Origin of the sequence: Rhodococcus sp. AB351 (assembly GCF_049538275.1) — a bacterium.
GTDB lineage: Bacteria > Actinomycetota > Actinomycetes > Mycobacteriales > Mycobacteriaceae > Rhodococcus.
The window spans coordinates 1-23,889 of record NZ_JBMVFW010000012.1 but is presented as its reverse complement, the minus strand read 5'-3'; the positions used below and the strand labels follow the sequence as shown (position 1 = coordinate 23,889).

The following is a 23,889-nucleotide window of genomic DNA, read 5'->3' as shown; positions in this document are numbered from 1 at the left end:
TCACCACCTCACCGGTACACGAACCGCCGAGATCATGACCCGCGAGACATCACGCCTCGCGGGTCAATTGCTCGCCCACCGCCCGCAGCGCCTCGAGATCCGAGACCTCGAAGGGCAGCGAGGGCACCCCGACCACGGGGACGGCAGGGTTCGCCGCGGTGAAGTTGCGTAGCAACCGCAGCTCCCGCTTGGCGATCACCGCCCGGTGCGCGTGGATGCGGAGAACGGCCTCAGCGGCCTTCGCGTCCACGCCTTCCTCCTCGGCGAGCTGATCCGCTGCGGTGAGGGCGTGATCGGACGGCAGCGCCGACAGTGTCGGATGGGTGCGGTTGAGCACCAGGCCCGACAGCGGCATGCGATCGCCCGAGAGTCGCTCGACGAAGAACGACGCCTCGCGCAGGGCATCGGGTTCGGGTGCCGCGACCACCATGAAGTGGGTTCCCGGCTGCTGCAGCAACCGGTAGGTGCGGTTGGCGCGCTCGCGGAAACCCCCGAACATCGAGTCCAGCGACTGCACGAAGGCCGACGCGTCCGACAGCATCTGGCTCCCGACGATCGTCGAGACCGCCTTGAGCGCGAGCCCCATCGCGCCCGTCACCAGGCGGCCGAAGCCACGTCCGGGTGCCGTGAAGATCCGGATCATCCGGCCGTCGAGGAACGCCCCGAGCCGCTGGGGAGCGTCGAGGAAGTCGAGTGCGTTCCGGGACGGCGGGGTGTCGACGATGATGAGATCCCACTCGTCGCTCTGCGCGAGCTGACCGAGCTTCTCCATCGCCATGTACTCCTGCGTGCCGGAGAACGACGACGCCACGGTCTGATAGAAGGGGTTGTCGAGGATCTGCTGCGCCTTCTCCGGCGTCGAGTGCTCGAGCACCATGTCGTCGAAGGTGCGACGCATGTTGAGCATCATCGCGTGCAGCTCGCCCTTCGCCTCCGGCCCGAGCTCCACCTTCTGCGGTGAATTGTCGAGCGAGGCGACCCCGAGGGCCTGTGCCAGTCGCCGCGCAGGGTCGATCGTGAGCACCACGACGCTGCGGCCCCGCTCGGCCGCGCGCAACGCGAGCGCCGCGGCGGTGGTCGTCTTGCCGACACCGCCCGACCCGCAGCACACGATCACCCGGGACGAGCGGTCGTCCAGGATGCGGGCGACGTCGAGGACCTTCCGGATCGGTGCGCTCATCGGACACCCTGCTCGGCGAGGGCGTCGGCGAGTTCGTAGAGGCCACCGAGATCGACACCGTCGGCGAGGGCCGGTAGGGACATGCGTGCCACCTTCACTTCGTCGAGTTGAGCGGCGCTCACCTGTTGCGCCTGGAGTACCGCGGCGTGCTCGATGGTCTCGGTCAGCAGGCCGGCGAAATCGTCGTCGGAGAGCTTGACGGACACCTTCTCCAGGGTCGTCCGGATCGCGGGCCCGGCGATGCGGCCGGCGGCGACGTCGTCGACGAGTTCCTCGGGCAGGTGTTCGGGGGCGGTGCGGTTGACGATCACCGTGCCCATCCGGAGATCGGCGGCCTCGAGTTCCTCCACCGCGTCGGCCGTCTCCTGCACGGGCAGTGCCTCGAGCAGGGTCACCAGGTGGACGACGGTCTGATCGGAGTGCAGCAGCCGGACCACGCCCTCGCTCTGCGACCGGATCGGACCGGACTTCGCGAGGTCGGCCATGGCCTTGGTGACATCGAGGAAGCTGCCGATGCGGCCGGTGGGCGGGGAATCGACGACGACCGCGTCGTAGACAGGGGTGCCCGTCGCGTCGGTCCGCACCACGGTCTCCTTGATCTTGCCGGTGAGGATCACGTCGCGCAGACCCGGCGCGAGCGTGGTCACGAACTCGATCGCGCCCATCCGCCGCATCGCGCGACCTGCGAATCCGAGGTTGTAGAACATGTCGAGGTATTCGAGGAAGGCCGCCTCGATGTCGATCGCGAGAGCCGACACCTCACCGCCACCCGGCGCGGTCGCGATCTTCGTCTCGACCGGCGGGAGCGGCGGCACGTCGAACAGCTGCGCGATGCCCTGACGTCCCTCGGTCTCGACGAGCAGGACCTTGCGACCTCCGGCGGCGAGCGCCAGCGCGAGCGCTGCGGCCACGGTGGACTTCCCGGTGCCACCCTTGCCGGACACGAAGTGCAATCGCGCCTCGGCGGCGCCTGCCGGCCATTCGCCGGAATGTGATGTCGGAGATGCCACGATCACGAGCCTATAAGTCGTGGACGGTGAACGGTGCCGGATAGGGTCAGGACATGAGTGAAACCACCACATGGGAATACGCAACCGTGCCGCTGCTCACGCACGCGACCAAGCAGATCCTCGACCAGTGGGGTGCCGACGGCTGGGAGCTCGTCACCGTCCTGCCCGGCCCCACCGGTGAGCAGCACGTCGCCTACCTCAAGCGTCCGAAGGGCTGACCCGTGTCGCACAACACCTGGAGCGAACGCCTGACCGAACTCGGCATCACCCTGCCGCCGGTCGCCGCCCCGGTGGCGGCGTACGTGCCCGCCGTCCGCAACGGCGACGTCGTCTACACCTCCGGTCAGCTGCCGCTGGTCGACGGGAAGCTGACGCACACCGGCAAGGTGGGCGCCGCGGTGTCGGCGGAGGAGGCGAAGACCGCGGCTCGCACCGCCGCGCTCAACGCGCTCGCCGCCGTCGATGCTCTCGTCGGACTCGACAACATCGCGAGCGTCGTGAAGGTCGTCGGCTTCGTGGCGTCCGCCGAGGGCTTCACCGGGCAGCCCGGCGTCATCAACGGCGCGTCGGAACTGCTCGGGGAGATCTTCGGTGAGGTCGGCGCGCATGCCCGTTCGGCCGTCGGCGTCGCGGAGCTGCCCCTCGGCGCTCCCGTCGAGGTCGAGTTGATGGTGGAAGTACGCTGACGCCACCCTCCCCGACCGAGGGCGGCTCCCGACGGATCCGACACGAGAGGCACGACTGATGGCGCTGGTCCACCCCGCCTACGCGCAGCTACGGCAGGTCACCGAGAACGCCGCGGTGATCCTGGCCGAGAACCCCTCGATCATGTCCCTCGAGGGAACGAACACCTGGATCCTCCGGGCGCCCGGCAGCGACGAGTGCGTCGTGGTCGATCCGGGTCCCCTCGACGAAGGGCATCTCGAGCGGATCGCGCAGGTGCCGGTGGCGGCGACCCTCATCAGTCACCGCCACTTCGACCACACCGAGGGTGCCGAGCGGTTCTCGCAGCTCGCGGAATGCCCGGTGCACGCGGTGCTGCCGGAACACCGCCATGGCGGTGGGCAGCAGCTGTCCGACGGCGACGTCGTCGAGGCGGCGGGTCTGCGCATCCGGGTCGTCGCGACCCCGGGTCACACCGCCGATTCGCTGTCGTTCGTGATCGAGCAGGACCGCAGTGTGCTCACCGCCGACACCATCCTCGGCCGCGGCACGACCGTGCTCGACGACTCCGACGGTGACCTCGGCGACTACCTGCGGTCGCTGAGGTCGCTCATCGGTCTCGGCGGTGGCTACACGGTGCTGCCCGGGCACGGTCCCGAGCTGCCCGATCTGGAGACGATCGCGCGGGAGTACCTCGCGCACCGGGAGGGCCGGCTCGAGCAGGTGCGCGGTGCGCTGCGCACCCTCGGCGCCGAAGCCTCCGCACGGCAGGTCGTCGAGCACGTCTACGCCGACGTCGACCCCTCGCTGTGGGGTGCGGCGGAGAAGTCGGTCAACGTGCAGCTGGAATACCTGCGCAGCCACGGCTGAGCCAGGGCAGCCCGGACGGGCCGGAACACACGAAAGGCCGGGACGCAGCGAGCGTCCCGGCCTTTCGGCGATCTGTGGGTCAGCGAGCGCGACGCGCCAGACGCTCCGAGTCGGAGATCAGCACGCTCTTGCCCTCGAGACGCAGCCAGCCACGGTGCGCGAAGTCGGCCAGGGCCTTGTTCACGGTCTCGCGGGAGGCGCCGACGAGCTGCGCGATCTCTTCCTGCGTCAGGTCGTGCGTGACACGCAGGGCGCCGGCCTCCTGGGTGCCGAAACGCTGGGCGAGCTGCAGCAGCGCCTTGGCGACACGACCGGGGACGTCGGTGAAGATCAGGTCGGCGAGGCTGTTGTTGGTGCGACGCAGACGACGGGCCAGCACGCGGAGGAGCTGCTCGGCGATCTCGGGGCGCTGGTCGATCCACGCCTTGAGTGCGTCGCGGTCCATGCTCACGGCACGCACCTCGGTGACGGTGGTGGCGGTGGAGGTGCGCGGACCCGGGTCGAAGATCGACAGCTCGCCGAACATGTCGGACGGGCCCATGATCGTCAGGAGGTTCTCGCGGCCGTCGGGCGAACGACGTCCGAGCTTCACCTTGCCGGAAACGATGATGTACAGCCGATCGCCGGGCTCACCCTCGTTGAAGATGACATGGCCGCGCGGGAAATCTACAGGCTGAAGCTCTTTGATCAGCGCCGCAACCGCCGAGGGCTCGACTCCTTGGAAGATGCCTGCTCTGGCCAGGACCTCGTCCACGTGCGCTCCTTTTGGGAATGATTCGTCATCTACTGCCGGGTCTGCACGTCGACGGACTTCCCGGGCAGGTCACCTGTCAGGCGTACGAGCGCCCAGTCTATCGTGCGCGCTGCACGAGTGAGTGACCGATACCACGGAAACGGTCGACGAACCCGATCATCGGCACTTCGAGGCTACCGGCAGGTAGTCGTTCAGCTGGCGCGGCGCGCGCGCAGATGGCCGTCCGAATCGTCCGCTCCGTCGGCGCTCGGTCCGCGGCGGCGGCGACGCTGGAAGCGAGCCAGGGCCCCGGGGAAACCTTCACGAGCGAGTGCCGCGACATCGGCCTGGTCCGCTTTGTCGAGGAACTCCTCCACTTCCTGCTCGCGGACGGACAACCGACTCAAGCGCGCTTCGACACGTTCCATGGACAGTGCGAACAACATGAGCAGCACCGGGAAGAGGACGACAGCAAGAGCTTGCATACCCGGAAGTAAACACCCGGAAGGTCTCGGAAGAGACACGGGGCCGGATCCTGGGGAGAGTGTTTACGTAGAGTGGATCAGGTGCATGCCACCCAGTCCGAGAGCCCCGAGACGGCCCCGCGCCGAGTGAACGGAAAGGCTCGCGGACCGGAGTCGCGACTGGCGCTCGTCCGTCGCGCACGACGGATGAACCGACGCCTCGCCGAGGCCTTCCCGCACGTCTACTGCGAGCTCGACTTCACGAATCCGCTCGAGCTCGCCGTCGCCACGATCCTGTCGGCACAGTGCACGGATGTGCGGGTCAACCAGGTGACTCCCGCTCTGTTCGCCCGGTATCCCGACGCCCGCGCGTACGCGGAGGCCGACCGCGCCGAGCTCGAGGAGTACATCCGCTCGACCGGCTTCTACCGCAACAAGGCCAACTCGCTCATCGGCCTCGGTCAGGCTCTGCTCGAGCGGCACGACGGTGAGGTTCCGGCCCGCCTGAAGGATCTCGTCGCGCTGCCCGGCATCGGCCGCAAGACCGCCAACGTCATCCTCGGCAACGCCTTCGATGTGCCGGGTATCACGGTCGACACCCACTTCCAGCGGCTCGTGCGTCGCTGGGAATGGACCGACGAGACCGATCCGGTCAAGATCGAGCACGCGGTGGGTGCGCTCATCGAGCGCAAGGAGTGGACGCTGCTGTCCCATCGCGTGATCTTCCACGGTCGGCGCGTGTGCCACGCACGCAAGCCGGCATGCGGGGTGTGTGTCCTCGCGAAGGACTGCCCCTCCTACGGGACCGGGCCCACCGATCCGCAGACCGCGGCCGCGCTGGTGAAGGGACCGGAGACCGAGCACCTGCTCGAGCTGGCCGGGCGGTGACGGAGTGCGTCCTTCCACAGCAGGCCGCTGGAGCCTGGCAGCCCTCGTCGTCGTCATCGCGTTGATCGTCGCCATCTGGCCGCGCGACCGCAGCGACCCGCCACCGGCCACCGGTTCGGGACCGGCCACTCCCTCGGCCGCACCCGTGGACCGCCGGCCCCAGGACGACGCGCAGGCCCTCGCCCCGCTGCGCGAGAACGCCGCACTGGATCCGTGCCCGCAGCCGGGCGTGTCCTCGCCCGCTCCCGCCGGTCCGCTCGCCGGGCTGGTCTTCGAGTGCGTGGGCGACGGATCTCCCGTCGACCTCGCGGCCGCCCTCGCCGGAAAACCCGCCGTGGTGAACCTGTGGGCCTGGTGGTGCGCTCCCTGCGCCGAGGAACTACCGGTTCTCCAGGACTACGCAGCCCGGGTGGGCGAGGAGGTCACCGTCGTCACCGTCCACACCGACCCGAACGAGTCGAACGCCCTCGGCCGGCTCACCGACTACGGCGTGCACCTGCCGGGTGTGCAGGACGGCTCGGGACGCGTGCAGGCCGCGGTCGGCGCGCCCGCCGTCCTTCCCGTGACGGTGCTGCTCCGCGCCGACGGATCGGTCGCCGCGGTGCTCCCGATCCCGTTCCGGTCGGCCGACGAGGTCGCCTCGGTCGTCGAGGAGCACCTGGGGGTGGCCGCATGATCCCCGAATGGCTCCGGCGCGTCGCCTCGGTCTCGCCCACCGACCCGCACGGTCTCAACCCGATCCTGAACCGCCGCGCCCCGCGCGACGCGCGGGTGCGGCAGGCCTCGGTGCTGGTGTTGTTCGGCGGGTCGCCGGAGGCCGATCCGATGGCCCGCGGCGGACTTCCCGCCGATGCCGACGTCCTGCTCACCCAGCGCGCCGCGACCCTGCGGCAGCACAGCGGGCAGGTGGCCTTCCCCGGAGGCGCCGCCGATCCCGAGGACTACGGCGCCATCCACACCGCACTGCGTGAAGCGGAGGAGGAGACCGGCCTGGATCCGTCCGGGATCCGGCCGCTCGCCGTGCTCCCCGAACTGTTCATCCCGCCTTCCGGCTTCGACGTGACCCCCGTGGTCGCCTACTGGGAGACCCCGAGCCCCGTCGGCGTCGTCGATCCGCAGGAGGCGACCCGCGTGGTCCGGGTGTCGCTGCACGAGCTGCTCGACCCCGACAACCGTTTCCAGGTCCGGCACCGGCTGGGTTATCAGGGCCCGGCCTTCCAGGTGGACGGGATGCTGGTCTGGGGCTTCACCGCGGGCGTGCTCGCGGGTCTGTTCGCGGTGTCGGGGTGGGAGATCGAGTGGGATCACCACGATGTCCGTGACCTCGACGTCGTACTCGCCGAACTGGAGACGGGGGTGGTCGAATCATGACCGGATCGGGCTGGATCGATCTGATCATCGTGGTGATCGTCCTGATCGCCGCGTCCTCCGGGCTCCGGCAGGGAGCCGTCGCTTCGGCGCTCGCCTTCCTGGGCGTGTTGCTCGGTGCGGTCGCGGGCATCCTCATCGCCCCGCACGTGCTCGTGCACATCGACGACGCGCGCATGCGCATCCTCGCCGGGATCGCACTGATCGTGGTGCTGGTGGTGATCGGCGAGGTGGCCGGCATGGTGCTCGGACGCGCCGCGCGCAGCGGCATCCACAGTCCGGGCGCGCGGGCGGTGGACAGCGTCGTCGGTGCCGGGCTGCAGTCGGTCGCGGTGCTCGTCGCCGCGTGGCTGCTCGCCATCCCACTGACCGCCACGACCCAGCCCGCCGTCTCCGCGGCCGTGCGGGGATCCCAGGTGCTGGGGACTGTCGACGACGTCGCCCCCGACTGGATGCGCGCGATCCCCAACGAGTTCTCGGCGCTGCTCGACACCTCGGGTCTGCCCGAGGTGATCGGGCCGTTCGGACGCACCCCGATCGCCGAGGTCGAGGCACCCGACGGTGGTCTCCTCGAAGGATCGGTGCCCGCCCGGCTGCAGACGAGCGTGCTGCGCATCAACGGCGTCGCCCCCAGCTGCCAGAAGGCGCTCGAAGGATCCGGTTTCGTCGTGGCGCCCGAACGGGTGATGACGAACGCGCACGTCGTGGCCGGAACCGCAGCGGTGACCGTCGATACGGAGGGCGGTCCGCTCGAAGCGACCGTCGTGCTGTTCGACCCGGAGGTGGACGTCGCGATCCTCGCGGTGCCGGGACTGACTGCGCAGCCGCTGGGCTTCGCGCCGGAGCCGGCGGAGTCGGGTGACGACGCGATCGTGCTCGGCTACCCGGGCGGTGGCCCGTACACGGCGAGCGCGGCGCGCATCCGCGAGACGCTCGACCTGCAGGGCCCGGACATCTACCGCGGCGGCACCGTCGAACGCGAGGTGTACACGGTGCGCGGCACGATCCGGCAGGGCAACTCGGGTGGTCCGCTGGTCGATCCGTCCGGCAGCGTCCTCGGCATGGTCTTCGGCGCGGCGGTCGACGACACCGACACCGGTTTCGTTCTCACCGCCGCAGAGGTCAGCCGGCAGCTGGAGATGGCCGGAGTGAATCAGCCGGTCGCGACCGGCGCCTGCATCGTCTGACGCCTGCCCGTCCGGCGGACGGGCAGGTCAGTCGAGCCTGCGGACGAAGTCGGCGAGCAACGCCGTCACCGCGTCGGGCTTCTCCTGATGGGCGTAGTGGCCGGCCCCGTCGACGAACTTCAGGATCCGTCCGGGGGCGTGCCGCACGCAGCGTCGGAGGGTCGCGGCGAGCACGTAGGGATCCAGCGCGCCGTGCAGCTGCAGGATCGGCAGGGTGAGCTCGACGTCCATGGCCTTCATGAAGCGGCGACCGTCGGGACGCCACTGGCTGCGGAACGCCCAGCGCTGGTACTCGAGGGTCAGGTGCGCCGTGCCCGGGATGCGGATCGCGGTGCGCAGCCGGTCGACGACGTCGGCGAACTCGTCGGTGCGTCGCCAGTCCGGGCCGCACCGCACGCGCAGCAGCCGTTCGATCTCGAGGCCGTTGTCGCGGACCAGTTTCCGTTCGGGACGCCACGGCAGCTGGTAGGCGAGGAAGGTCGGCAGCAGGGCCTTGCGTTGCGCGTGGTCGCGCAGGGTCGCATCGCGCAGCGAGATGGGGTGCGGGGAGTCGACGACCGCGATCGCCCGCACGACATGGGGATGGAGCACCGCGGTCGCCCAGCACACGAGGCCGCCGTCGGCGTGGCCCACGAGGATCGCCTCGGTGTGCCCGAGGGCGCGGATCAGTCCCGCGATGTCGTTCGAGAGCGTCCAGCCGTCGTATCCGCGCGGCGGCCTGTCCGTGTCGCCGTAACCGCGCAGGTCCACCGCGACCGCCCGGTAGCCGAGATCGGCGAAGGCGGTGAGCTGGTGACGCCACGACCACCACAGGTCGGCGAAGCCGTGCACGAACACCACGAGCGGTGTGTCCGGGTCGTGCGGGCCGGCTTCGACGGCATGGAAGCGGATGCCGTTGGCGTGGATGTCTCGATGCGTCCACGGTCCGGGATACCGGACCGTGGACGGGTCGGGGACGGGCACTGACGGTTCCGGTTCGTCAGCGGGTGGCGTGACGCGGCGCGGCGTGGCGCGGGCCGTCGGCGTCGTGTCCGTCCTGGCTGCTCGGAAGGATCGACGCGGTCTGCTTGAGCGAGTCGATGGTCTTGTTGGGCGCGCGCAACTTGCGGACCCGCATGTAGCCGATCAGGGCCAGCAGGCCCGTCACCACCAGCATGATCAGGAAGACGATGAGGAAGGCGAGCCAGCGCGCCACCCAGACGTCGAGGAGTTCGGCGAGAAAGAAGAAGAAGAAGAACGAACTGAAGGTCAGCACGGCGAGCGCGAGGATGAAGAACAGGCTGCCCTGCACGCCCTTCTTGACCTCACCGGTCACCTCGGCCTTGGCGAGCTGGACTTCGGCGCGGAACAGCGTGGACAGCTGCGTCGCGGCGTCGCGTACCAGTTCGCCCACACTGGCATCGCGGGGTGTCGGAGCGTCCACCTTCGTCAACGGGATGCCCGAGATGCTCGACGGGACTCCGTTCTCCGGACGATTCGCGTTCGTCACGCTCACTACTCGACCCCTTCGGTTGGTTCGTTCCGTTGGCGGTGGGCGCGCCCACGCCGTAACAGTAGCGCCGACCCGAGGAGAGAGGCGATCAATGATGTCACCAGCACGGCGGCCTTGGCGATCTCGGCGGAGTCTCCGGTCAGCGACAACTCGGTGATCAGCAGACTCACGGTGAATCCGATCGCGCCGAGCACGGCGAGGGCGAAGACGTCGCCCCACTGCAGCCCGGTCGGTTTCGTCGCGACCCGGAAGCGGATGGCCACCCACGTGCTGCCGAAGATGCCGACGGTCTTGCCGACGAGCAGACCGAGGACGATGGCGAGGCCGACGGGCTCGGTGAAGACGTTGCCGAGCATCTCGGCGCCGATGGGAACACCCGAGGCGAACAACGCGAAGATGGGGACGCACAGACCTGCCGACCACGGCTGGAGGCGGTGGGCGAGTCGCTCGGCGGGCCCGTAGTCCTCCCCGGGATCGGTGCGGACGCGGGTGAGCAGGCCCAGAAGGACCCCGGCGACGGTCGCGTGGATGCCGGCGCTGTGCATCGCGTACCAGGTGAACAGCGCGAGCGGCACGTACAGCAACGGGGTGGTGATGCGTTGCTTCTGCGCGAACCAGTACGCCGCTGCCGCAGCCACCGTGGCGACCATCCAGCCGAGCGCGAGGCCGGAGGTGAACAGGATCGCGATGAGTGCGATGCCGATCAGGTCGTCGACGACGGCCAGGCTCAGCAGGAAGACCCGGGCGCTGGTGGGGATGCGCGAACCGGTGAGTGCGAGCACGCCGAGAGCGAAGGCGATGTCGGTTGCGACCGGGATCGCCCAGCCCCGGTCCATGCCGGGGGTTCCCCAACCCACGGCGGCGGCGATGAGGGCCGGCAGCAGCACACCGCCGCAGGCCGCGATGACCGGAAGGATCGCCTTCCTGCGGTCGGCGAGTTCACCGATGACCAGTTCGCGCTTGAGCTCGAGGCCGGCGACGAAGAAGAAGACGGCGAGCAGTCCGTCCTTCGCCCACGTCCCGAGCGACAGGTGCAGATGGAGGAACTCCGGCCCGATCTCGAAGTCGCGCAAGGCGGTGTAGGAGTCGCCGAAGGGGGAGTTGATCCAGATCAGCGCGATCGCCGCGGCGATGAGCAGCAGTGAACCGCCGACCGTCTCGGCGCGGAGATAGCGGTTCAGGGAACTGGTCCAGGTAACGGAGGAAGTGTCGGACACGGGTGTCTTTCGCTGGGCGGATACGGGCACGGGCGAACCGTCGCCGACCAGACTTCCCGGCACACCGGGGAAGAGTCTAACGCCGGACGGAGGGCGTCCGTAGGAGTGTCCGATTTGCGGTGGGCGGAAACTCGGGTGTTCACTTTTCCTAGTAAATGGGATTCGGTCTCAGAATGTGAGTGGAGTAATGGGGATGGTTCAGTGAGCACATCGGTCGGAGTGGAGGACGGGGGTTCCTCGCTCGTCGCAGGCGTTCCTCGCCGGCGCATCGTCGTCGCCAGCATGGTCGGCACGTCCATCGAGTTCTACGACTTCTACATCTATGCGACAGCCGCCGTCTCGGTCTTCCCGCACCTGTTCTTCCCGCAGGGCAACAGCACGACCGCGCTGCTCGCCTCCCTCGCGACCTTCGGTATCGCCTTCGTCGCCCGCCCGGTCGGATCCGTCCTCTTCGGACACTTCGGCGACCGCATCGGCCGCAAGGTCACCCTCGTCGGCTCACTCCTGACGATGGGCATCGCGACCTTCCTCATCGGCCTGCTGCCGACCTACCACCAGGCCGGACTCATCGCACCGGCCTTGCTGGCGCTCATGCGCTTCTGCCAGGGTCTGGGTCTCGGTGGGGAGTGGTCGGGGGCGGCGCTGCTCGCCACCGAGACGGCCGAACCCGGCAAGCGCGCCTGGGCGGCGATGTGGCCGCAGCTCGGCGCACCCATCGGCTTCATCGGCGCCAACGGCCTGTTCCTGATCATCACGTTGACGCTCGGCCACGACAACGGTGATCCCGACCTGTCGAGCGCCTTCCTCGAATGGGGCTGGCGCATCCCGTTCCTGCTCAGCGCCATCATGGTGATCATCGGTCTGTACGTCCGGCTCAAGCTCGAGGAGACGCCGGTCTTCGCCAAGGCCGTCGCCGAGGGCAAGAAGGTCAAGACGCCTCTCGCCGAGGTGTTCAAGACCAGCTGGCGGCAGCTGATCATCGGCACCTTCGTCATGCTCGCGACGTACACGCTCTTCTACATCATGACCACCTGGGTCCTGAGCTTCGGAACGGGCAAGACCCCCGCCGAAGGCGGCCACGGCGCCGGATTCCAGTACTCGGACTTCCTCGTGCTGCAGCTGGTCGCGGTGCTGTTCTTCGCCGCGGCCGTGCCCCTCGCCGGATGGCTCGCCGACCGCTACGGACGCCGCTCGACCCTGCTCGTCGTCACGGGCGCGATCATGGTGTTCGGCCTGTGCTTCCAGTTCCTGCTGTCGAGCGACGGCATGAGCTCCGGCCGCATGCTGTTCTTCCTCATCGTCGGCATGCTGCTCATGGGTCTGACCTTCGGGCCGCAGAGCGCGATCCTGCCCGAGCTGTTCCCGACGAACGTCCGCTACACCGGCTCCGGGATCTCCTACAACGTCTCGAGCATCCTCGGTGCCGCCGTCGCCCCGTTCATCGCGACCTGGCTCGCCACGAGCTACGGCGTCGGCTGGGTGGGCATCTACCTGCTCATCGCCGCGGCGACGACCTTCGTGGCGCTGCTCGTCGTCAAGGAGACGCGCGACCGGTCGCTCGACGAGGTGTAGTCAGTCGTACCGACCGCGAAAGGCCCCTCCCGGATCGATCCGGAAGGGGCCTTTCGCATCGTTCGGGACTACTTGCCGCGGATGGCGTCGAAGACGGCCGGATCGACGAGCGTCGAGGTGTCGCCGAGCTCGCGACCCTCGGCGACGTCGCGCAGCAGGCGGCGCATGATCTTGCCCGAGCGGGTCTTCGGCAGCTCCGGCACCACCGTGATCTGGCGTGGCTTGGCGATCGGGGAGATCTCCACCGCGACGTGATCGCGCAGTTCCTTGATGAGCGTGTCGCCGGTGTTCTCGACGTGCTCGCGCAGGATCACGAACGCGACGATGCCCTGACCGGTGGTCTCGTCCGCCGCGCCGACGACCGCGGCCTCGGCGATGGACGGGTGCGACACGAGCGCCGACTCGACCTCCGAGGTGGAGATGCGGTGACCGGAGACGTTCATGACGTCGTCGACGCGGCCGAGCACCCACAGCGCTCCGTCGTCGTCGTAACGCGCACCGTCGCCGGCGAAGTACCAGCCCTGATCCTCGTAGCGCGACCAGTAGGTCTCGCGGTAACGCTGGTCGTCGCCCCAGATGCCGCGCAGCATCGCCGGCCACGGCTGATCGAGCACCAGGTAGCCGTTACCGCCCGCGCCGAGCGGCTTGGCCTCGTCGTCGACGATCTTCGCCGAGATGCCGGGCAGCGGCGCCATCGCGGAGCCGGGCTTGGTGGCCGTGATGCCGGGCAACGGCGAGATCATGATCGCGCCGGTCTCGGTCTGCCACCAGGTGTCGACGATCGGTGCCGAATCCGCGCCGATGACCTCGCGGTACCACCGCCACGCCTCCGGATTGATCGGCTCGCCGACGCTGCCGAGCAGACGGATCGACGACAGATCGTGGGCGTCGGGGATCTCGCGACCCCACTTCATGAACGTGCGGATCAGCGTCGGGGCGGTGTAGTAGATCGACACCCCGTACTTCTCGATGATCTCGAAGTGCCGGTGCTCGTTCGGCGAGTTGGGGGTGCCCTCGTAGACGACCTGCGTGACGCCGTTGCTCAGCGGTCCGTAGACGATGTAGCTGTGACCGGTGACCCAGCCGATGTCGGCGGTGCACCAGTAGACGTCCTTGCCCGGCTTGTGGTCGAAGACGTAGTGATGCGTGTACGACGCCTGGGTCAGGTAGCCACCCGAGGTGTGGATGATGCCCTTGGGCTTACCCGTGGTGCCCGAGGTGTACAGGATGAACAGTGGGTGCTCGGAGTCGAACGGCTGCGCCTCGTGCTCCGGCGACGCCTTCTCGACGGTCTCGTGCCACCAGAGGTCGCGTCCCTCGGTCCACTCGACGTCGATGCCGGTGCGCGCGACGACCAGCACGTGCTCGATCGACTTCGCGTCGGCGACGGCCTCGTCGGCGGCGGTCTTGAGTGGTGCGGCCTGGCCGCGGCGCCACTGGCCGTCGACCGTGACGAGCAGCTTGGCCTGCGCGTCGTCGATGCGCGACCGCAGCGCCGACGACGAGAAGCCGCCGAAGACCACCGAATGGGTCAGGCCGAGGCGCGCGCACGCGAGCATGGTGACGATGGCCTCGGGGATCATCGGCATGTAGATCGCGACGCGATCGCCGGCGACGAGGCCGAGCTCGGTGAAGGTGTTCGCAGCGCGGGAGACCTCGGCGAGGAGGTCGTTGTAGGTCAGCGACCGGCTGTCGCCGGGCTCGCCCTCGAAGTGGATGGCGACCCGATCGCCGTTACCGGCCTCGACGTGCCGGTCGACGCAGTTGTAGGCGACGTTGAGCTTGCCGCCGACGAACCACTTCGCGAACGGAGCGTTCGACCAGTCGAGCACTTCCGTCCAGGGCTCCGCCCAGTCGAGTCGTTTCGCCTGCTCGTCCCAGAATCCGAGCCGATCGGCGTCGGCCGCGGCCTGCAGTTCCGGACCGGCGTTGGCCGTGGCGGTGAACTCCGGGCTCGGCGGGTACGCCTTCGATTCGTGCTCCTGGGCTGCGCTCGTCATGATGCGGGGCCTCTTTCCGGGATGGTTCCATTCGGGCTCTTGTGAGCGTAATCATCTGTGACCGGCGCCGCACCGTTGCATCGATATGCAACCCCGTCACTTTCGCTCATCGGTCGAATTCGCGCGACGAACGGCATTCGGACGCGACCGGTGAACCTCTCGTCCGTCCACCGCATCCGCGCCGGTACCGTCGTCGACGTGACCGACCCTCTTCAGCCTCTCGTCGACCTTCCGGGCGTACGCGACGCCGCCGACCGTGCCCGCGACGCGCTCGCAGAGGTGCATCGTCATCGAACCAATCGGCGTGGCTGGGCGAACACCGCCGCGGAGGCGTCGGTGCGGGCCGCCCGCGCCTCGGCGTCGATCGACGGCGGGTCGACGGAACTTCCGCAGCCGGGGGAGAGCGGCGACCCGATCCTGGCCGGAGCGCTGCGGGTCGCGCAGACGCTCGACGGTGACGCGCTCGGCAACATGGTCGCGACGTGGCGACGTGCCCCGCTGCAGGCGCTCGCCCGCCTGCACCTGCTCGCCGCCGCGGATCTGGTGGAGGACGCCGAGGAACTGGGTCGTCCGCGGACGGAACCGGGGGTCGCCGAGCGTCTCGACGGGCTCGCGCAACTCGTCACCGGCGGGACGAACGCGCCGGCGCCGGTTCTCGCGGCGGTCGTGCACGGTGAACTGTCCGTTCTGAAGCCCTTCGGTGTCGCCGACGGCATCGTCGCGCGGGCCGCGTCCCGGCTCGTGTGCGTCGCGTCCGGACTCGACACGCGCAATCTGGGCGTACCCGAGGTCCACTGGATGCGCCGGCTGCAGGCCTACCGCGACGGGGTCGCCGGATTCGGGGCGGGAACCGTGGAGGGCGTCGGCGGCTGGGTGCTCTTCTGCTGCGGGTCGCTCGAGGCCGGGGCTCGTGAGGCCGGCTCGATCGCCGAGGCGTTCGCCGGCTGAGTGCCGGGTGGGGCTTCGCCGGCCGAACCGAGTCCGAGGCGCGAAACCCCCTGCACGCGAAAGCGGGTGGCATATCGATCGAGATCGATTCCGCCACCCGCTAGCACGGGCGGTCCGAGTTACCATGCGTGCTGAAATGGGTTGTGATTCAACGGCCTCGGCGATGATCCGGGTATCGTCGATTCGTCCTCGCAACGGGTGCGGGGAACTCGTCTTCGAAAATCCGGAACTCGCAGGCCCACAACACTCGTGCCCTTATAGTGGCATCGGCTTCGCGTGGGTACTCGGTGTCCGTGCTGGGAAGAACAGTCGGGAGATCGAATCTTCTCTTCCGATTCGGTCTTGGCCTTCCGTCCTTCCGTAACTCCTTTCTACCCCGTCCGCGAGATGTCGGCAAGCCCCCCGCGGCAATGCTCCGTTTTCGATCTCGCGGCGAGTGACCCTGAGTGTCAACGTATCCGGCGCTTGGCCAGTCGACGGGTGGCACCCAGTATCAGTGCGGTCGCGCCGAGGGTGGCGGCGAGCGTCGCCAGGGCACGCGGCGACGGACGGGCGCGACGTCCGAGCGGTACCGGACGAGCGAAAGTGAGCACGGGCCAACCGTTTTCGGTCGCCGCTCGGCGCAGTGGGCGGTCGGGGTTGACCGCGCGCGGATTGCCGACCTCGAGCAACATCGGCAGGTCGGTGGCCGAATCGGAGTACGCGTAGCTGCGGGAGAGGTCGTAGCCGTACTGCTCGGCGAGCTCGCGGATCGCGACCGCCTTCGCCTCCCCGAAGCAGTAGAACTCGAGCTCGCCGGCGTACCGGCCGTCGACGATCCGCATCCGGCTCCCCGTGCTGTGGGAGGCACCGAGTGTCCGGGCGATCGGAGTCACCACCTCCTGGCCCGACGCGGACACGATGATCACGTCGTGACCGCGGGCCCGATGATCGGCGATCAGGTCCTTCGCCTCCGCGTAGACGAGCGGTGTCACGACGTCCTGCAGGGTCTTCTCGACGATCGATCCGACCTGCTCGACATCCCATCCCTTGCACATGTGCGCGATGTGTTCGCGCATCCGGTCCACCCGGGCCTGATCGGCCGCCGACAACAGGTAGAGCAGCTGGGCGTAGGTGCTCTGCAGCACGGCCCGGCGGCTGAGGAGACCCTCCTCGAAGAACGGCCGGGTGAACGCCAGCACGCTCGACTTGGCGATGACGGTCTTGTCGAGATCGAAGAACGCTGCGATGCGAGCCGAGTCCGGTGAGCCCCCCGTCGACGGGGCCGGTCGGGACGGGTTCACGGACGTGTCGGTCACGATCACCACAATAGGGGCGCGCCGCGCCGGTGTTTGAAGTTGCAAGCAGTCACGCCTAACGGTGTACTATCGCGAATGCCCGGGTCGATACTCGGGTTGTGTTCAGCCCGACCCCCCGGGGCTGAACGCAGACGGCCCTCGCCTCCTCCCCCCTGGCGAGGGCTGTCGCTTTGTATGAGGGCCTTTCCCACACGTCTTCGTACTGTCTTCTACACCCGCCGACCTGCGCACAGGTACGACGAGGGTGTGTACGGCCGGGTTGTCCACAGGCCCCCGATCCATCCACAGACGTGGCTTCCGAGGCCGTTTCCGCGACACTCACGACTTCGCAGCCGGGCAGCCTGTCGGACATGAACGACATCCTCGGACTGGTCGACGATCCCGCGCTGCTCGCCGACCTCCGTCGCGTGGTCGCGGCGGCCGACCGCACACTGCACGAGATGTCCGTGCCGGTGCCCCGCAGGGCGTGGACCGACGCGGCGATCGTCGTCGTCGACGCGTCCGCAGCAGCGGCATGTGCGGCCGGATATCCCCGCCGCCCCGGCGTGATCCTCGTGTGCAGCGAAACGGCCGGACTGGCGGACTGGCAGGCCGCCGCGACCGTCGGCGCCGAACACGTCCTCGCCCTCCCGTCCGAGGAGGTGGAACTGCTCTCGATCGTCGCGTCCGCCGACGAACCCTCCACCGGTACCGGCACCGTCCTCGCGATCGTCGGAGGATGTGGGGGAGCGGGCGCGTCGACCTTCGCCGCCGCGCTGGCCTGGGCCGCGGGGCACGACGAACGCCGCGACACCCTGCTCGTCGACGCCGATCCGTTCGGCGCGGGACTCGACGTCCTCACCGGTCTCGAGGAGCGTCCCGGAGTGCGGTGGTCCGGTCTCACCGTCGACGGCGGACGGGTCTCCGCGCGTGCCCTGCGCGACGCCGTGCCCGTCTGGGCATCCGGGGTGGGCGTGCTGTCCACCGACCGCGAGAACAACGAACGACTCACCCCCGTCGCCGCAGAATCCGTCGTCGACGGGGTGCGCGGAGCGGGAGCCACCGTCGTCTGCGATGTGGGACGCAGTTTCGACCCCGTCGCCGACGTGGTGATCGCACTGGCCGACCTCACCGTCGTCGTCGTGCCGGCCCGGATCGGCGCGGTGCTCTCCGCTGCCCGGGTCGCCCGCACGCTCGCGGCGCGGGGCGAGCCGGCCGGAGTCGTCGTCCGCGGACCTGCACCGGGCGGCCTGCGGGCCGTCGACGTGGCCGACGCCGTGGGCCTGGAGGTGCTCACCTCGATGCGTCCCGAGCCGGGCCTGACCGAGATGCTCGAACGTGGAGGGCTGCGGCTGCGGCCGCGCTCACCGTTGCTCGGTGCGGCGCACGACGTGCTGGCGGCCGTCGGGGCCGACCGCGACGGCCCGGGACGTGCGGCATGACCGGGATCCTCGGGGACGACCTCCTCGCGCGGGTCCGCGACCGGCTGGCCGACGAGACCGGTGAGCTCACGTCGGCCCGCGTCGCTGCGGCCCTGCGCGCGGAATCCGGGGGAGTGCTCGGGGACTCCGATCTGCTTGCGGCACTGCGACATCTGCAGACCGAACTGACCGGCGCGGGTCCGCTCGAGGATCTGCTGGCAGACCCGGCGGTGACCGACGTGCTCGTCACCGCTCCCGACCGTGTCTGGGTGGATCGCGGCAACGGGCTGCACCTCACCGAGGTCACCTTCCCCGACGAGGCAGCGGTCAGACGGCTCGCGCAGCGACTGGCACTGTTCGCCGGGCGTCGACTCGACGACGCCCAGATGTGGGTCGACGGCAGACTGCCCGGGCACGGTGAGTTCGGCGTCCGATTGCACGCGGTGCTCTCCCCGGTCGCGCAGGCCGGGACGTGCCTGTCGCTGCGGGTGCTGCGACCCGCGACCCAGGGGCTCGAGTCGCTGCGGGATCGCGGTGCGATCTCCGAGGCCGCCTACCGGTTGCTGCTCCGCATCGTCCGCGCGCGCCTGGCCTTCCTCGTCGTGGGCGGTACGGGTGCGGGCAAGACGACGATGCTCGCGGCGCTGCTCGGCGCGGTGGACCCGACCGAACGCATCGTCTGTGTCGAGGACGCCGCCGAACTGGTCCCGGCCCACCCGCACGTGGTGCGCCTCGTGGCACGGGCACCCAACGTGGAGGGCGTCGGCGAGGTCACCGTCCGCGATCTCGTGCGGCAGGCGCTGCGGATGCGCCCGGACCGCATCGTCATCGGCGAGGTGAGAGGCGCCGAGGTCGTCGATCTCCTGACCGCGCTGAACACGGGTCACGACGGTGGTGCCGGGACCGTGCACGCCAATTCGCCCGACGAGGTGCCCGCGCGACTCGAGGCCCTCGCCGCGCTCGGCGGTCTCGACCGGGCGGCGCTGCACAGCCAGCTCGTCGCAGCGGTGCAGGTGATCCTGCACGTCCACCGGGGCAGCGACGGAGTGCGCCGTCTCGTGGGGATCGGTGTGGTCGAGCGGGACCCCGTCGCGGGCGTGATCGTCACACCCGCGTGGACCCACGACAAGGGCGACGAGCACGGCATGGATGCCCTCGAGCGGATCCTGCGTCGACGGGACACACCGTGAACGCGACGCTCCTGTGCCTCGCGGCGGCGCTGTTCGTCCTGCCCTCGTCCTCCGCCCGGCGCCGACTGCGACGCGGGGTGCCCGACGCGACGCCGCGCCCGATACCGCGCGCCCTCGTCGCCGGGGTGGCGGTCATCGTGCTCGCGACGGTGGTGGTGTGGGTGGGGATCACGCCGGCCCTGGCCGGCGCGACCGTCGCCACGACCGCGGTGTGGCGTCGCCGATCGCGTCGTCGCGCTGCGGAGCTCGATCGGCAACGACGGATGTTGCTGTCGGGACTCGACACCGTGATCGCCGATCTGCGGGTGGGGACGCATCCCGCCGACGCGTGTGAGACGGCGGCCGGGGAGACGGCCGGGCCCGTCGCCGGTGCCTTCCGGGTCGCTGCGGCCCGGGCGCGCCTCGGTGGGTCGGCAGCACACGGATTGCGATCGGCCGCAGCATCGTCGGGCGGTGAGGGTGTCGCCGACAGTCTGGGCCGTGTCGCCGACGCGTGGGCGGTCTCCGACCACCACGGTCTCGCGCTCGCCGAACTGCTCGGAGCCGCGCGCGTCGATCTGGCCGCCCGTATGCGGATCCGCGCCCGCACGGAGGCCGGGCTCGCCGGCGCGCGCGCCACGGCGACGGTCCTGGCGGGACTGCCGGTGCTCGGGGTGGGTCTCGGGCAGCTCATGGGTGCTGCCCCGCTCGGCATCCTTCTCGCCGGTGGGCTCGGCGGCGTCATGCTCGTGGTCGGCACGGCGCTGGTCTGTGCGGGTCTGCTGTGGACGGACCGGATCGCAGCACGGGTGGGGACATGAGCGCGACGTGGACGGTGTTGCTGGGAGCGGCCTCGCTCGTCGTCGCACCGATGCCTCGCGGAGCGACCCGCTTGTCTTCCACGAGATCCGTTGCTGCTCCTTCGGATACGTCTGCGCCCGAGACCGACCCGCACGCACTTCCAGCCGCCTTCGATCTCTTCGCGGCGTGCCTGCGCGCGGGGATGCCCGCCGGCTCTGCGGCGCGGGTCGTCGCGGAGTCCGCTCCACCCGACCTCGCAGCAGCACTGCGGAGAGGCGCCGACCGACTGGCGCTCGGAGCCGATCCGGCCGACGCGTGGGGAGGGTCGGGAGCAGTCGACGCGCTGGACGATTTCGCCCGCGCGGCGCGTCGATCGGCGAAATCCGGTGCACCCCTGTCGGACACCGTTGCCGAACTCGCGGTCCGGCAGCGCGCCGAGACGGAGGATCGGGTCGCCGCCGAGATCGATCGGGCGGGAGTGCTCGTGAGCGGGCCGCTCGGTCTGTGCTTTCTGCCCGCTTTCGTGTGCCTGGGCATCGTGCCGGTCGTCGTCGGTCTGGCACGGGACGTACTGGGTGCCGGGCTGATGTGAACGTCGGCGCGGACGGTCCGCGCCGTACGGATGGGAGGGATGGAAGATGGGGAAACGAACAGTGACCGAAGCGTTCGCACACGGTCTGCGTGGTCGTCTCGGAGCGCTCGTCGTGCAGGACGACGGCATGTCGACGGCGGAATATGCGATCGGGACCATCGCGGCGGCGGCCTTCGGGGCGGTGCTGTACACCGTGGTGACCGGCGATTCGATCGTGTCCGCGCTGACGGGCATCGTCGAGCGTGCCCTGAACACGGCGGTGTGACGCCGACGCATGCGAAAGATGCTCGGACGACGCTGGTTACGCGCCTTCGTTCGTGAGGACGTAGGCGGGGTCACCGTCGAAGCGGCTCTGGCCGTCGCAAGCCTGGTCACGGTGCTCGTGCTGTGCCTCGGTGCGGTGCTGGGCATCGCGTACCAGGTGCGGTGCCATGACGCCGCCCGTGAAGCCGCCCGCCTCGCCGCGCGGGGAGACCAGGCGAGGGCGGTCGAGGTGGCCACGCGAGTCGCGCCTCCGGACGCACGCGTGGCGGTACGCGAGGAGGGAGATCTGATCGTGGCGGTCGTGACCGCGGAGAGCCCGCTGCTCCCGTTGCTGACTCTCACGGCCGAGACGGTGGCGGTGCGCGAGCCGGAAGGAACCCGATGAGGTCGGGCCCGTCCCTCCTCGGCGACGACGGGAGCGCGAGTGTGATCGGCTGCGCCGTGATGGCCGGCCTCATCGCGATCACGGCCACGTTGCTGCACGTCGGGTCGGTCGTCGTCGCACGTCATCGTGCGCAGGCGGCAGCCGACCTGGCGGCGGTGGCGGTCGCCTCGGCGCTGGACCGCGGGGTCGTGCAGGCCTGCGAGGCGAGCGAGGTGATCACCACGCGGATGCGAGTGCGATTGCGGCGCTGCGAGATCGACGAGTGGGACGCGGTCGTCGAGGTTACCGCTGCGGTGTCGGCCCTCTTCGGCGGTAAGGAGGCGACGGCCGTCGCGCGAGCCGGTCCTGCCCGATGAGGCCCGTCGGCGGGTCGCTCGCGGCCGTATCCAGCGGATTCGCGCTCGTTGCTTACCTGTGCTTATTATGTGTGACGGTCGTCATAGACGATTGTGGACACAGTGGTGGTGGACGAAGCAATTCCGGTTCCCGGTCGGGCAGCGGTAAGGGGTGCGGGAGCGGATGTAGTGCGGGGATGAGGGTCGGTTCCGTGGTCGGAACCCTTTCACATCGACGTATCCGGCAGGCGACGTGTGTTCCTGTCCGATTACGAAGGTATTTCGTTCGTTCTTTTCCGGTCCCCCGATCGGGGACGCCGCGTGACGGACTCTCGAAGTGTGTCTAGAGTCCTCCGACATTCCGGGCTGCACATCGTTCGCACTGTGGCCCACACCGACACCGCGGACCATCGCGGCCTGCGCGGACGGCGACCCCGTCCCGCGGGAACTGAGGGAGGATCGATCTTGAGGGTCAAGCGCGTAATCGCGGCCGTGTCGGCAGGCTTCGTGGCTGCCGGCCTGCTCGCGGCATGTGGGGGCGGCAGTGCTTCCGGTGCCGAGGGCGTCTACAGCCTGCACATCATGCAGCCCGAGAACCCGCTGGTTCCGGGCAACACCACCGAGAGCGAGGGCAATCAGGTCCTCAAGTCGCTGTTCACGCCGTTGGTGCGCTACAACGACGAGACCAGCGAGGTCGAGTACACCGGCGTCGCGAAATCGGTCGAGTCCGAGGACCAGATGACCTGGACCATCGAACTGAACGAGGGCTGGACGTTCCACGACGGAACTCCCGTCACCGCGAAGTCGTATGTCGACGCGTGGAACTACACCGCTCTGAGCACCAACGCGTACGGTGCCTCGTACTTCTTCGAGAACGTCAAGGGATACGACGAGCTGCAGGCCGCGGACGGTGCCGAGCCCGCCGCGACCACCATGTCGGGCCTCGAGGCCGTGAACGACACGACGATCTCCGTCGAGCTGAAGGAACCGTTCGCAATCTTCCCGGTCACCCTCGGGTACACCGCGTTCTACCCTCTGCCCGAGGTGTTCTTCGACGACCCCGAGGCGTTCGGTCGCCGTCCGATCGGCAACGGCCCGTTCAAGGCCGACGAGGACTTCGTCGACGGTCAGGGCTTCACCGTGACCAAGTACGAGGACTACGCCGGTGACAACCCGGCGCAGGCCGAGGGCGTACAGTTCAAGGTCTACACCGAACTGACCACCGCCTTCACCGACGTCCAGGCCGGCGGCCTCGACGTGCTGCTGAATCTGCCGCCGGACGCCTGGGCCACCGCCCGCGACCAGTTCGGTGATCGTTACGTCGAGCGCGCCCGCCCCGACATCACCGCGCTCTCGTTCCCGACCTACGACGAGCGTTTCGCCGATCCCCGTGTCCGCGAAGCATTCTCGATGGCGATCGATCGTCAGGCCATCACTACGGCCATCTTCACCGACACCCGCACGCCGGCGGCCTCCTTCGGGTCGCCCGTCGTCGAGGGCTACCGCGAGGACGCCTGCGGCGCCAAGTGCGAGCTGAACGTCGAGCAGGCCAACAAGCTTCTCGACGAGGCCGGCTTCGATCGCAGTCGGCCGGTCGATCTGTGGTTCAACGCCGGAGCCGGGCACGACCAGTGGATGACCGCGATCGGCAACCAGTTCCGCAGCAACCTCGGTGTCGAGTACGTGCTTCGCGGCGACCTGCAGTTCGCGCAGTACCTGCCGCTGCAGGACGACAAGGGCATGACCGGTCCGTTCCGGATGGGCTGGATCATGGACTACCCGTCGCTGTACAACTTCCTGGCGCCCGTCTACAGCACGGCCGCGATGCCGCCGGCCGGGTCGAACATGACCTTCTACAGCAACCCCGAGTTCGACGCGGCCCTGTCGGCCGGTAACAACGCCGACACCCTCGACGACGCCACGGTGGAGTACCAGCGTGCCGAGGACATCCTGTTCCGCGACATGCCCGCCACGCCGCTCTTCTACGGACTGAACCAGGCCGTGACGAGCGACCGGGTCGACAACGTGAAGATCGACGCGTTCGGAGACATCG

26 protein-coding genes are annotated in these 23,889 nt (G+C 69.3%); 17 read left to right on the top strand and 9 right to left on the bottom strand.

What is annotated here, in order from left to right:
• Positions 1-49: 49 nt before the first annotated feature.
• Positions 50-1,180, bottom strand: coding sequence for an ATPase BagB (bagB, locus tag ACPCXD_RS19035; protein ID WP_016693224.1), 1,131 nt, complete (start codon positions 1,178-1,180; stop codon positions 50-52).
• Complete coding sequence (gene bagA, locus ACPCXD_RS19030) at positions 1,177-2,193, bottom strand: ATPase BagA (RefSeq protein WP_420714492.1); 1,017 nt, start codon at positions 2,191-2,193, stop codon at positions 1,177-1,179. The genes bagB and bagA overlap by 4 nt, the downstream gene beginning before the upstream one ends.
• Before the next feature lie 50 nt (positions 2,194-2,243).
• On the opposite strand from bagA, the gene sp36 reads away from it, so the two are divergent.
• Genes sp36 through ACPCXD_RS19015 form a run of 3 tightly spaced genes read left to right on the top strand, consistent with a single transcriptional unit; the run spans position 2,244 to position 3,723 of the window.
• Entirely contained in the window at positions 2,244-2,408 is a 165-nt protein-coding gene (gene sp36 / locus ACPCXD_RS19025) for a Sp36 family protein (protein ID WP_006552429.1), read from the top strand.
• 3 nt (positions 2,409-2,411) lie between these two features.
• The gene (locus ACPCXD_RS19020; protein ID WP_160876050.1) at positions 2,412-2,876 is read left to right on the top strand and encodes a RidA family protein; all 465 of its coding nucleotides are present in this window, start codon (positions 2,412-2,414) and stop codon (positions 2,874-2,876) included.
• 58 nt (positions 2,877-2,934) lie between these two features.
• Positions 2,935-3,723, top strand: a complete 789-nt coding sequence (locus tag ACPCXD_RS19015) for an MBL fold metallo-hydrolase (protein ID WP_085469830.1) — start codon at positions 2,935-2,937, stop codon at positions 3,721-3,723.
• Between the two features lie 79 nt (positions 3,724-3,802).
• Here ACPCXD_RS19015 and ACPCXD_RS19010 read toward each other — a convergent pair whose 3' ends face one another.
• Together ACPCXD_RS19010 and ACPCXD_RS19005 are read right to left on the bottom strand one after the other, a co-directional pair.
• Positions 3,803-4,477, bottom strand: coding sequence for a Crp/Fnr family transcriptional regulator (locus ACPCXD_RS19010; RefSeq protein ID WP_006552426.1), 675 nt, complete (start codon positions 4,475-4,477; stop codon positions 3,803-3,805).
• 191 nt (positions 4,478-4,668) lie between these two features.
• Positions 4,669-4,941: a hypothetical protein gene (locus tag ACPCXD_RS19005; protein ID WP_060653839.1), complete on the bottom strand. Its 273-nt coding sequence runs from the start codon at positions 4,939-4,941 to the stop codon at positions 4,669-4,671.
• Between the two features lie 72 nt (positions 4,942-5,013).
• Here ACPCXD_RS19005 and nth point away from each other — a divergent pair, with 72 nt between their 5' ends.
• Genes nth through marP form a run of 4 tightly spaced genes read left to right on the top strand, consistent with a single transcriptional unit; the run spans position 5,014 to position 8,363 of the window.
• Positions 5,014-5,808 (top strand): endonuclease III, encoded by a 795-nt coding sequence (nth, locus tag ACPCXD_RS19000; protein ID WP_016693229.1) that lies wholly within the window; start codon positions 5,014-5,016, stop codon positions 5,806-5,808.
• A gap of 4 nt (positions 5,809-5,812) precedes the next feature.
• Positions 5,813-6,484, top strand: coding sequence for a TlpA family protein disulfide reductase (locus ACPCXD_RS18995; protein WP_088898795.1), 672 nt, complete (start codon positions 5,813-5,815; stop codon positions 6,482-6,484).
• Entirely contained in the window at positions 6,481-7,179 is a 699-nt protein-coding gene (locus ACPCXD_RS18990) for an NUDIX hydrolase (protein ID WP_016693231.1), read from the top strand. Before ACPCXD_RS18995 ends, ACPCXD_RS18990 begins: the two co-directional genes overlap by 4 nt.
• Positions 7,176-8,363: an acid resistance serine protease MarP gene (gene marP, locus ACPCXD_RS18985; RefSeq protein ID WP_016693232.1), complete on the top strand. Its 1,188-nt coding sequence runs from the start codon at positions 7,176-7,178 to the stop codon at positions 8,361-8,363. Before ACPCXD_RS18990 ends, marP begins: the two co-directional genes overlap by 4 nt.
• 27 nt (positions 8,364-8,390) lie before the next feature.
• On the opposite strand, the gene ACPCXD_RS18980 is transcribed toward marP, so the two are convergent.
• From ACPCXD_RS18980 to nhaA, 3 genes are read right to left on the bottom strand one after another with little or no spacing between them, the layout of a single operon-like run.
• Positions 8,391-9,326, bottom strand: a complete 936-nt coding sequence (locus ACPCXD_RS18980) for an alpha/beta fold hydrolase (RefSeq protein ID WP_160876047.1) — start codon at positions 9,324-9,326, stop codon at positions 8,391-8,393.
• Between the two features lie 16 nt (positions 9,327-9,342).
• Positions 9,343-9,858 (bottom strand): phage holin family protein, encoded by a 516-nt coding sequence (locus ACPCXD_RS18975; RefSeq protein WP_016693234.1) that lies wholly within the window; start codon positions 9,856-9,858, stop codon positions 9,343-9,345.
• Positions 9,858-11,072 (bottom strand): Na+/H+ antiporter NhaA, encoded by a 1,215-nt coding sequence (gene nhaA / locus ACPCXD_RS18970; RefSeq protein WP_026061359.1) that lies wholly within the window; start codon positions 11,070-11,072, stop codon positions 9,858-9,860. The genes ACPCXD_RS18975 and nhaA overlap by 1 nt, the downstream gene beginning before the upstream one ends.
• Before the next feature lie 201 nt (positions 11,073-11,273).
• On the opposite strand from nhaA, the gene ACPCXD_RS18965 reads away from it, so the two are divergent.
• Positions 11,274-12,644: an MFS transporter gene (locus ACPCXD_RS18965; RefSeq protein WP_229566877.1), complete on the top strand. Its 1,371-nt coding sequence runs from the start codon at positions 11,274-11,276 to the stop codon at positions 12,642-12,644.
• Positions 12,645-12,712: 68 nt separating this feature from the next.
• Here ACPCXD_RS18965 and acs read toward each other — a convergent pair whose 3' ends face one another.
• On the bottom strand, positions 12,713-14,644 hold the full coding sequence (gene acs / locus ACPCXD_RS18960; RefSeq protein WP_016693237.1) for an acetate--CoA ligase: 1,932 nt from the start codon (positions 14,642-14,644) through the stop codon (positions 12,713-12,715).
• Between the two features lie 198 nt (positions 14,645-14,842).
• Between acs and ACPCXD_RS18955 the strand changes: the two genes are divergently transcribed.
• Complete coding sequence (locus tag ACPCXD_RS18955) at positions 14,843-15,592, top strand: Fic family protein (RefSeq protein WP_172414998.1); 750 nt, start codon at positions 14,843-14,845, stop codon at positions 15,590-15,592.
• A 449-nt stretch (positions 15,593-16,041) separates the two neighbouring features.
• Here the strand turns inward: ACPCXD_RS18955 and ACPCXD_RS18950 are convergent, their stop codons facing one another.
• Positions 16,042-16,896, bottom strand: a complete 855-nt coding sequence (locus tag ACPCXD_RS18950) for an HAD family hydrolase (protein ID WP_390889739.1) — start codon at positions 16,894-16,896, stop codon at positions 16,042-16,044.
• Between the two features lie 344 nt (positions 16,897-17,240).
• Between ACPCXD_RS18950 and ssd the strand changes: the two genes are divergently transcribed.
• From ssd to ACPCXD_RS18910, 8 genes are all read left to right on the top strand, one after another.
• A complete protein-coding gene (gene ssd / locus ACPCXD_RS18945; protein WP_423660774.1) occupies positions 17,241-18,311 on the top strand; it encodes a septum site-determining protein Ssd in 1,071 nt (356 codons plus the stop codon).
• Positions 18,308-19,480, top strand: a complete 1,173-nt coding sequence (locus ACPCXD_RS18940; protein ID WP_088898790.1) for a TadA family conjugal transfer-associated ATPase — start codon at positions 18,308-18,310, stop codon at positions 19,478-19,480. Before ssd ends, ACPCXD_RS18940 begins: the two co-directional genes overlap by 4 nt.
• The gene (locus ACPCXD_RS18935; protein WP_088898789.1) at positions 19,477-20,280 is read left to right on the top strand and encodes a type II secretion system F family protein; all 804 of its coding nucleotides are present in this window, start codon (positions 19,477-19,479) and stop codon (positions 20,278-20,280) included. The genes ACPCXD_RS18940 and ACPCXD_RS18935 overlap by 4 nt, the downstream gene beginning before the upstream one ends.
• Positions 20,277-20,852 (top strand): type II secretion system F family protein, encoded by a 576-nt coding sequence (locus tag ACPCXD_RS18930; RefSeq protein WP_088898788.1) that lies wholly within the window; start codon positions 20,277-20,279, stop codon positions 20,850-20,852. Before ACPCXD_RS18935 ends, ACPCXD_RS18930 begins: the two co-directional genes overlap by 4 nt.
• Before the next feature lie 61 nt (positions 20,853-20,913).
• Positions 20,914-21,117 carry a DUF4244 domain-containing protein gene (locus ACPCXD_RS18925; protein WP_088898787.1) on the top strand — a complete coding sequence of 68 codons (204 nt, stop codon included), beginning with the start codon at positions 20,914-20,916 and terminating at the stop codon, positions 21,115-21,117.
• 9 nt (positions 21,118-21,126) lie between these two features.
• Positions 21,127-21,501, top strand: coding sequence for a TadE family type IV pilus minor pilin (locus ACPCXD_RS18920; RefSeq protein WP_229566885.1), 375 nt, complete (start codon positions 21,127-21,129; stop codon positions 21,499-21,501).
• Positions 21,498-21,857, top strand: coding sequence for an Rv3654c family TadE-like protein (locus ACPCXD_RS18915; RefSeq protein WP_229566887.1), 360 nt, complete (start codon positions 21,498-21,500; stop codon positions 21,855-21,857). Before ACPCXD_RS18920 ends, ACPCXD_RS18915 begins: the two co-directional genes overlap by 4 nt.
• 444 nt (positions 21,858-22,301) lie before the next feature.
• The coding region (locus tag ACPCXD_RS18910) for a peptide ABC transporter substrate-binding protein (protein ID WP_423660769.1) at positions 22,302-23,889 on the top strand (1,588 nt) is incomplete at its 3' end.

Bases quoted from the DNA above. Each gene is read 5' to 3' on its own strand.
- bagB (WP_016693224.1), bottom strand. From the start codon at position 1,180: ATGAGCGCACCGATCCGGAAGGTCCTCGACGTCGCCCGCATCCTGGAC.
- sp36 (WP_006552429.1), top strand. From the start codon at position 2,244: ATGAGTGAAACCACCACATGGGAATACGCAACCGTGCCGCTGCTCACG.
- ACPCXD_RS19015 (WP_085469830.1), top strand. From the start codon at position 2,935: ATGGCGCTGGTCCACCCCGCCTACGCGCAGCTACGGCAGGTCACCGAG.
- ACPCXD_RS19005 (WP_060653839.1), bottom strand. From the start codon at position 4,941: ATGCAAGCTCTTGCTGTCGTCCTCTTCCCGGTGCTGCTCATGTTGTTC.
- ACPCXD_RS18990 (WP_016693231.1), top strand. From the start codon at position 6,481: ATGATCCCCGAATGGCTCCGGCGCGTCGCCTCGGTCTCGCCCACCGAC.
- marP (WP_016693232.1), top strand. From the start codon at position 7,176: ATGACCGGATCGGGCTGGATCGATCTGATCATCGTGGTGATCGTCCTG.
- acs (WP_016693237.1), bottom strand. From the start codon at position 14,644: ATGACGAGCGCAGCCCAGGAGCACGAATCGAAGGCGTACCCGCCGAGC.
- ssd (WP_423660774.1), top strand. From the start codon at position 17,241: ATGAACGACATCCTCGGACTGGTCGACGATCCCGCGCTGCTCGCCGAC.
- ACPCXD_RS18940 (WP_088898790.1), top strand. From the start codon at position 18,308: ATGACCGGGATCCTCGGGGACGACCTCCTCGCGCGGGTCCGCGACCGG.
- ACPCXD_RS18930 (WP_088898788.1), top strand. From the start codon at position 20,277: ATGAGCGCGACGTGGACGGTGTTGCTGGGAGCGGCCTCGCTCGTCGTC.
- ACPCXD_RS18920 (WP_229566885.1), top strand. From the start codon at position 21,127: ATGCGAAAGATGCTCGGACGACGCTGGTTACGCGCCTTCGTTCGTGAG.
- ACPCXD_RS18915 (WP_229566887.1), top strand. From the start codon at position 21,498: ATGAGGTCGGGCCCGTCCCTCCTCGGCGACGACGGGAGCGCGAGTGTG.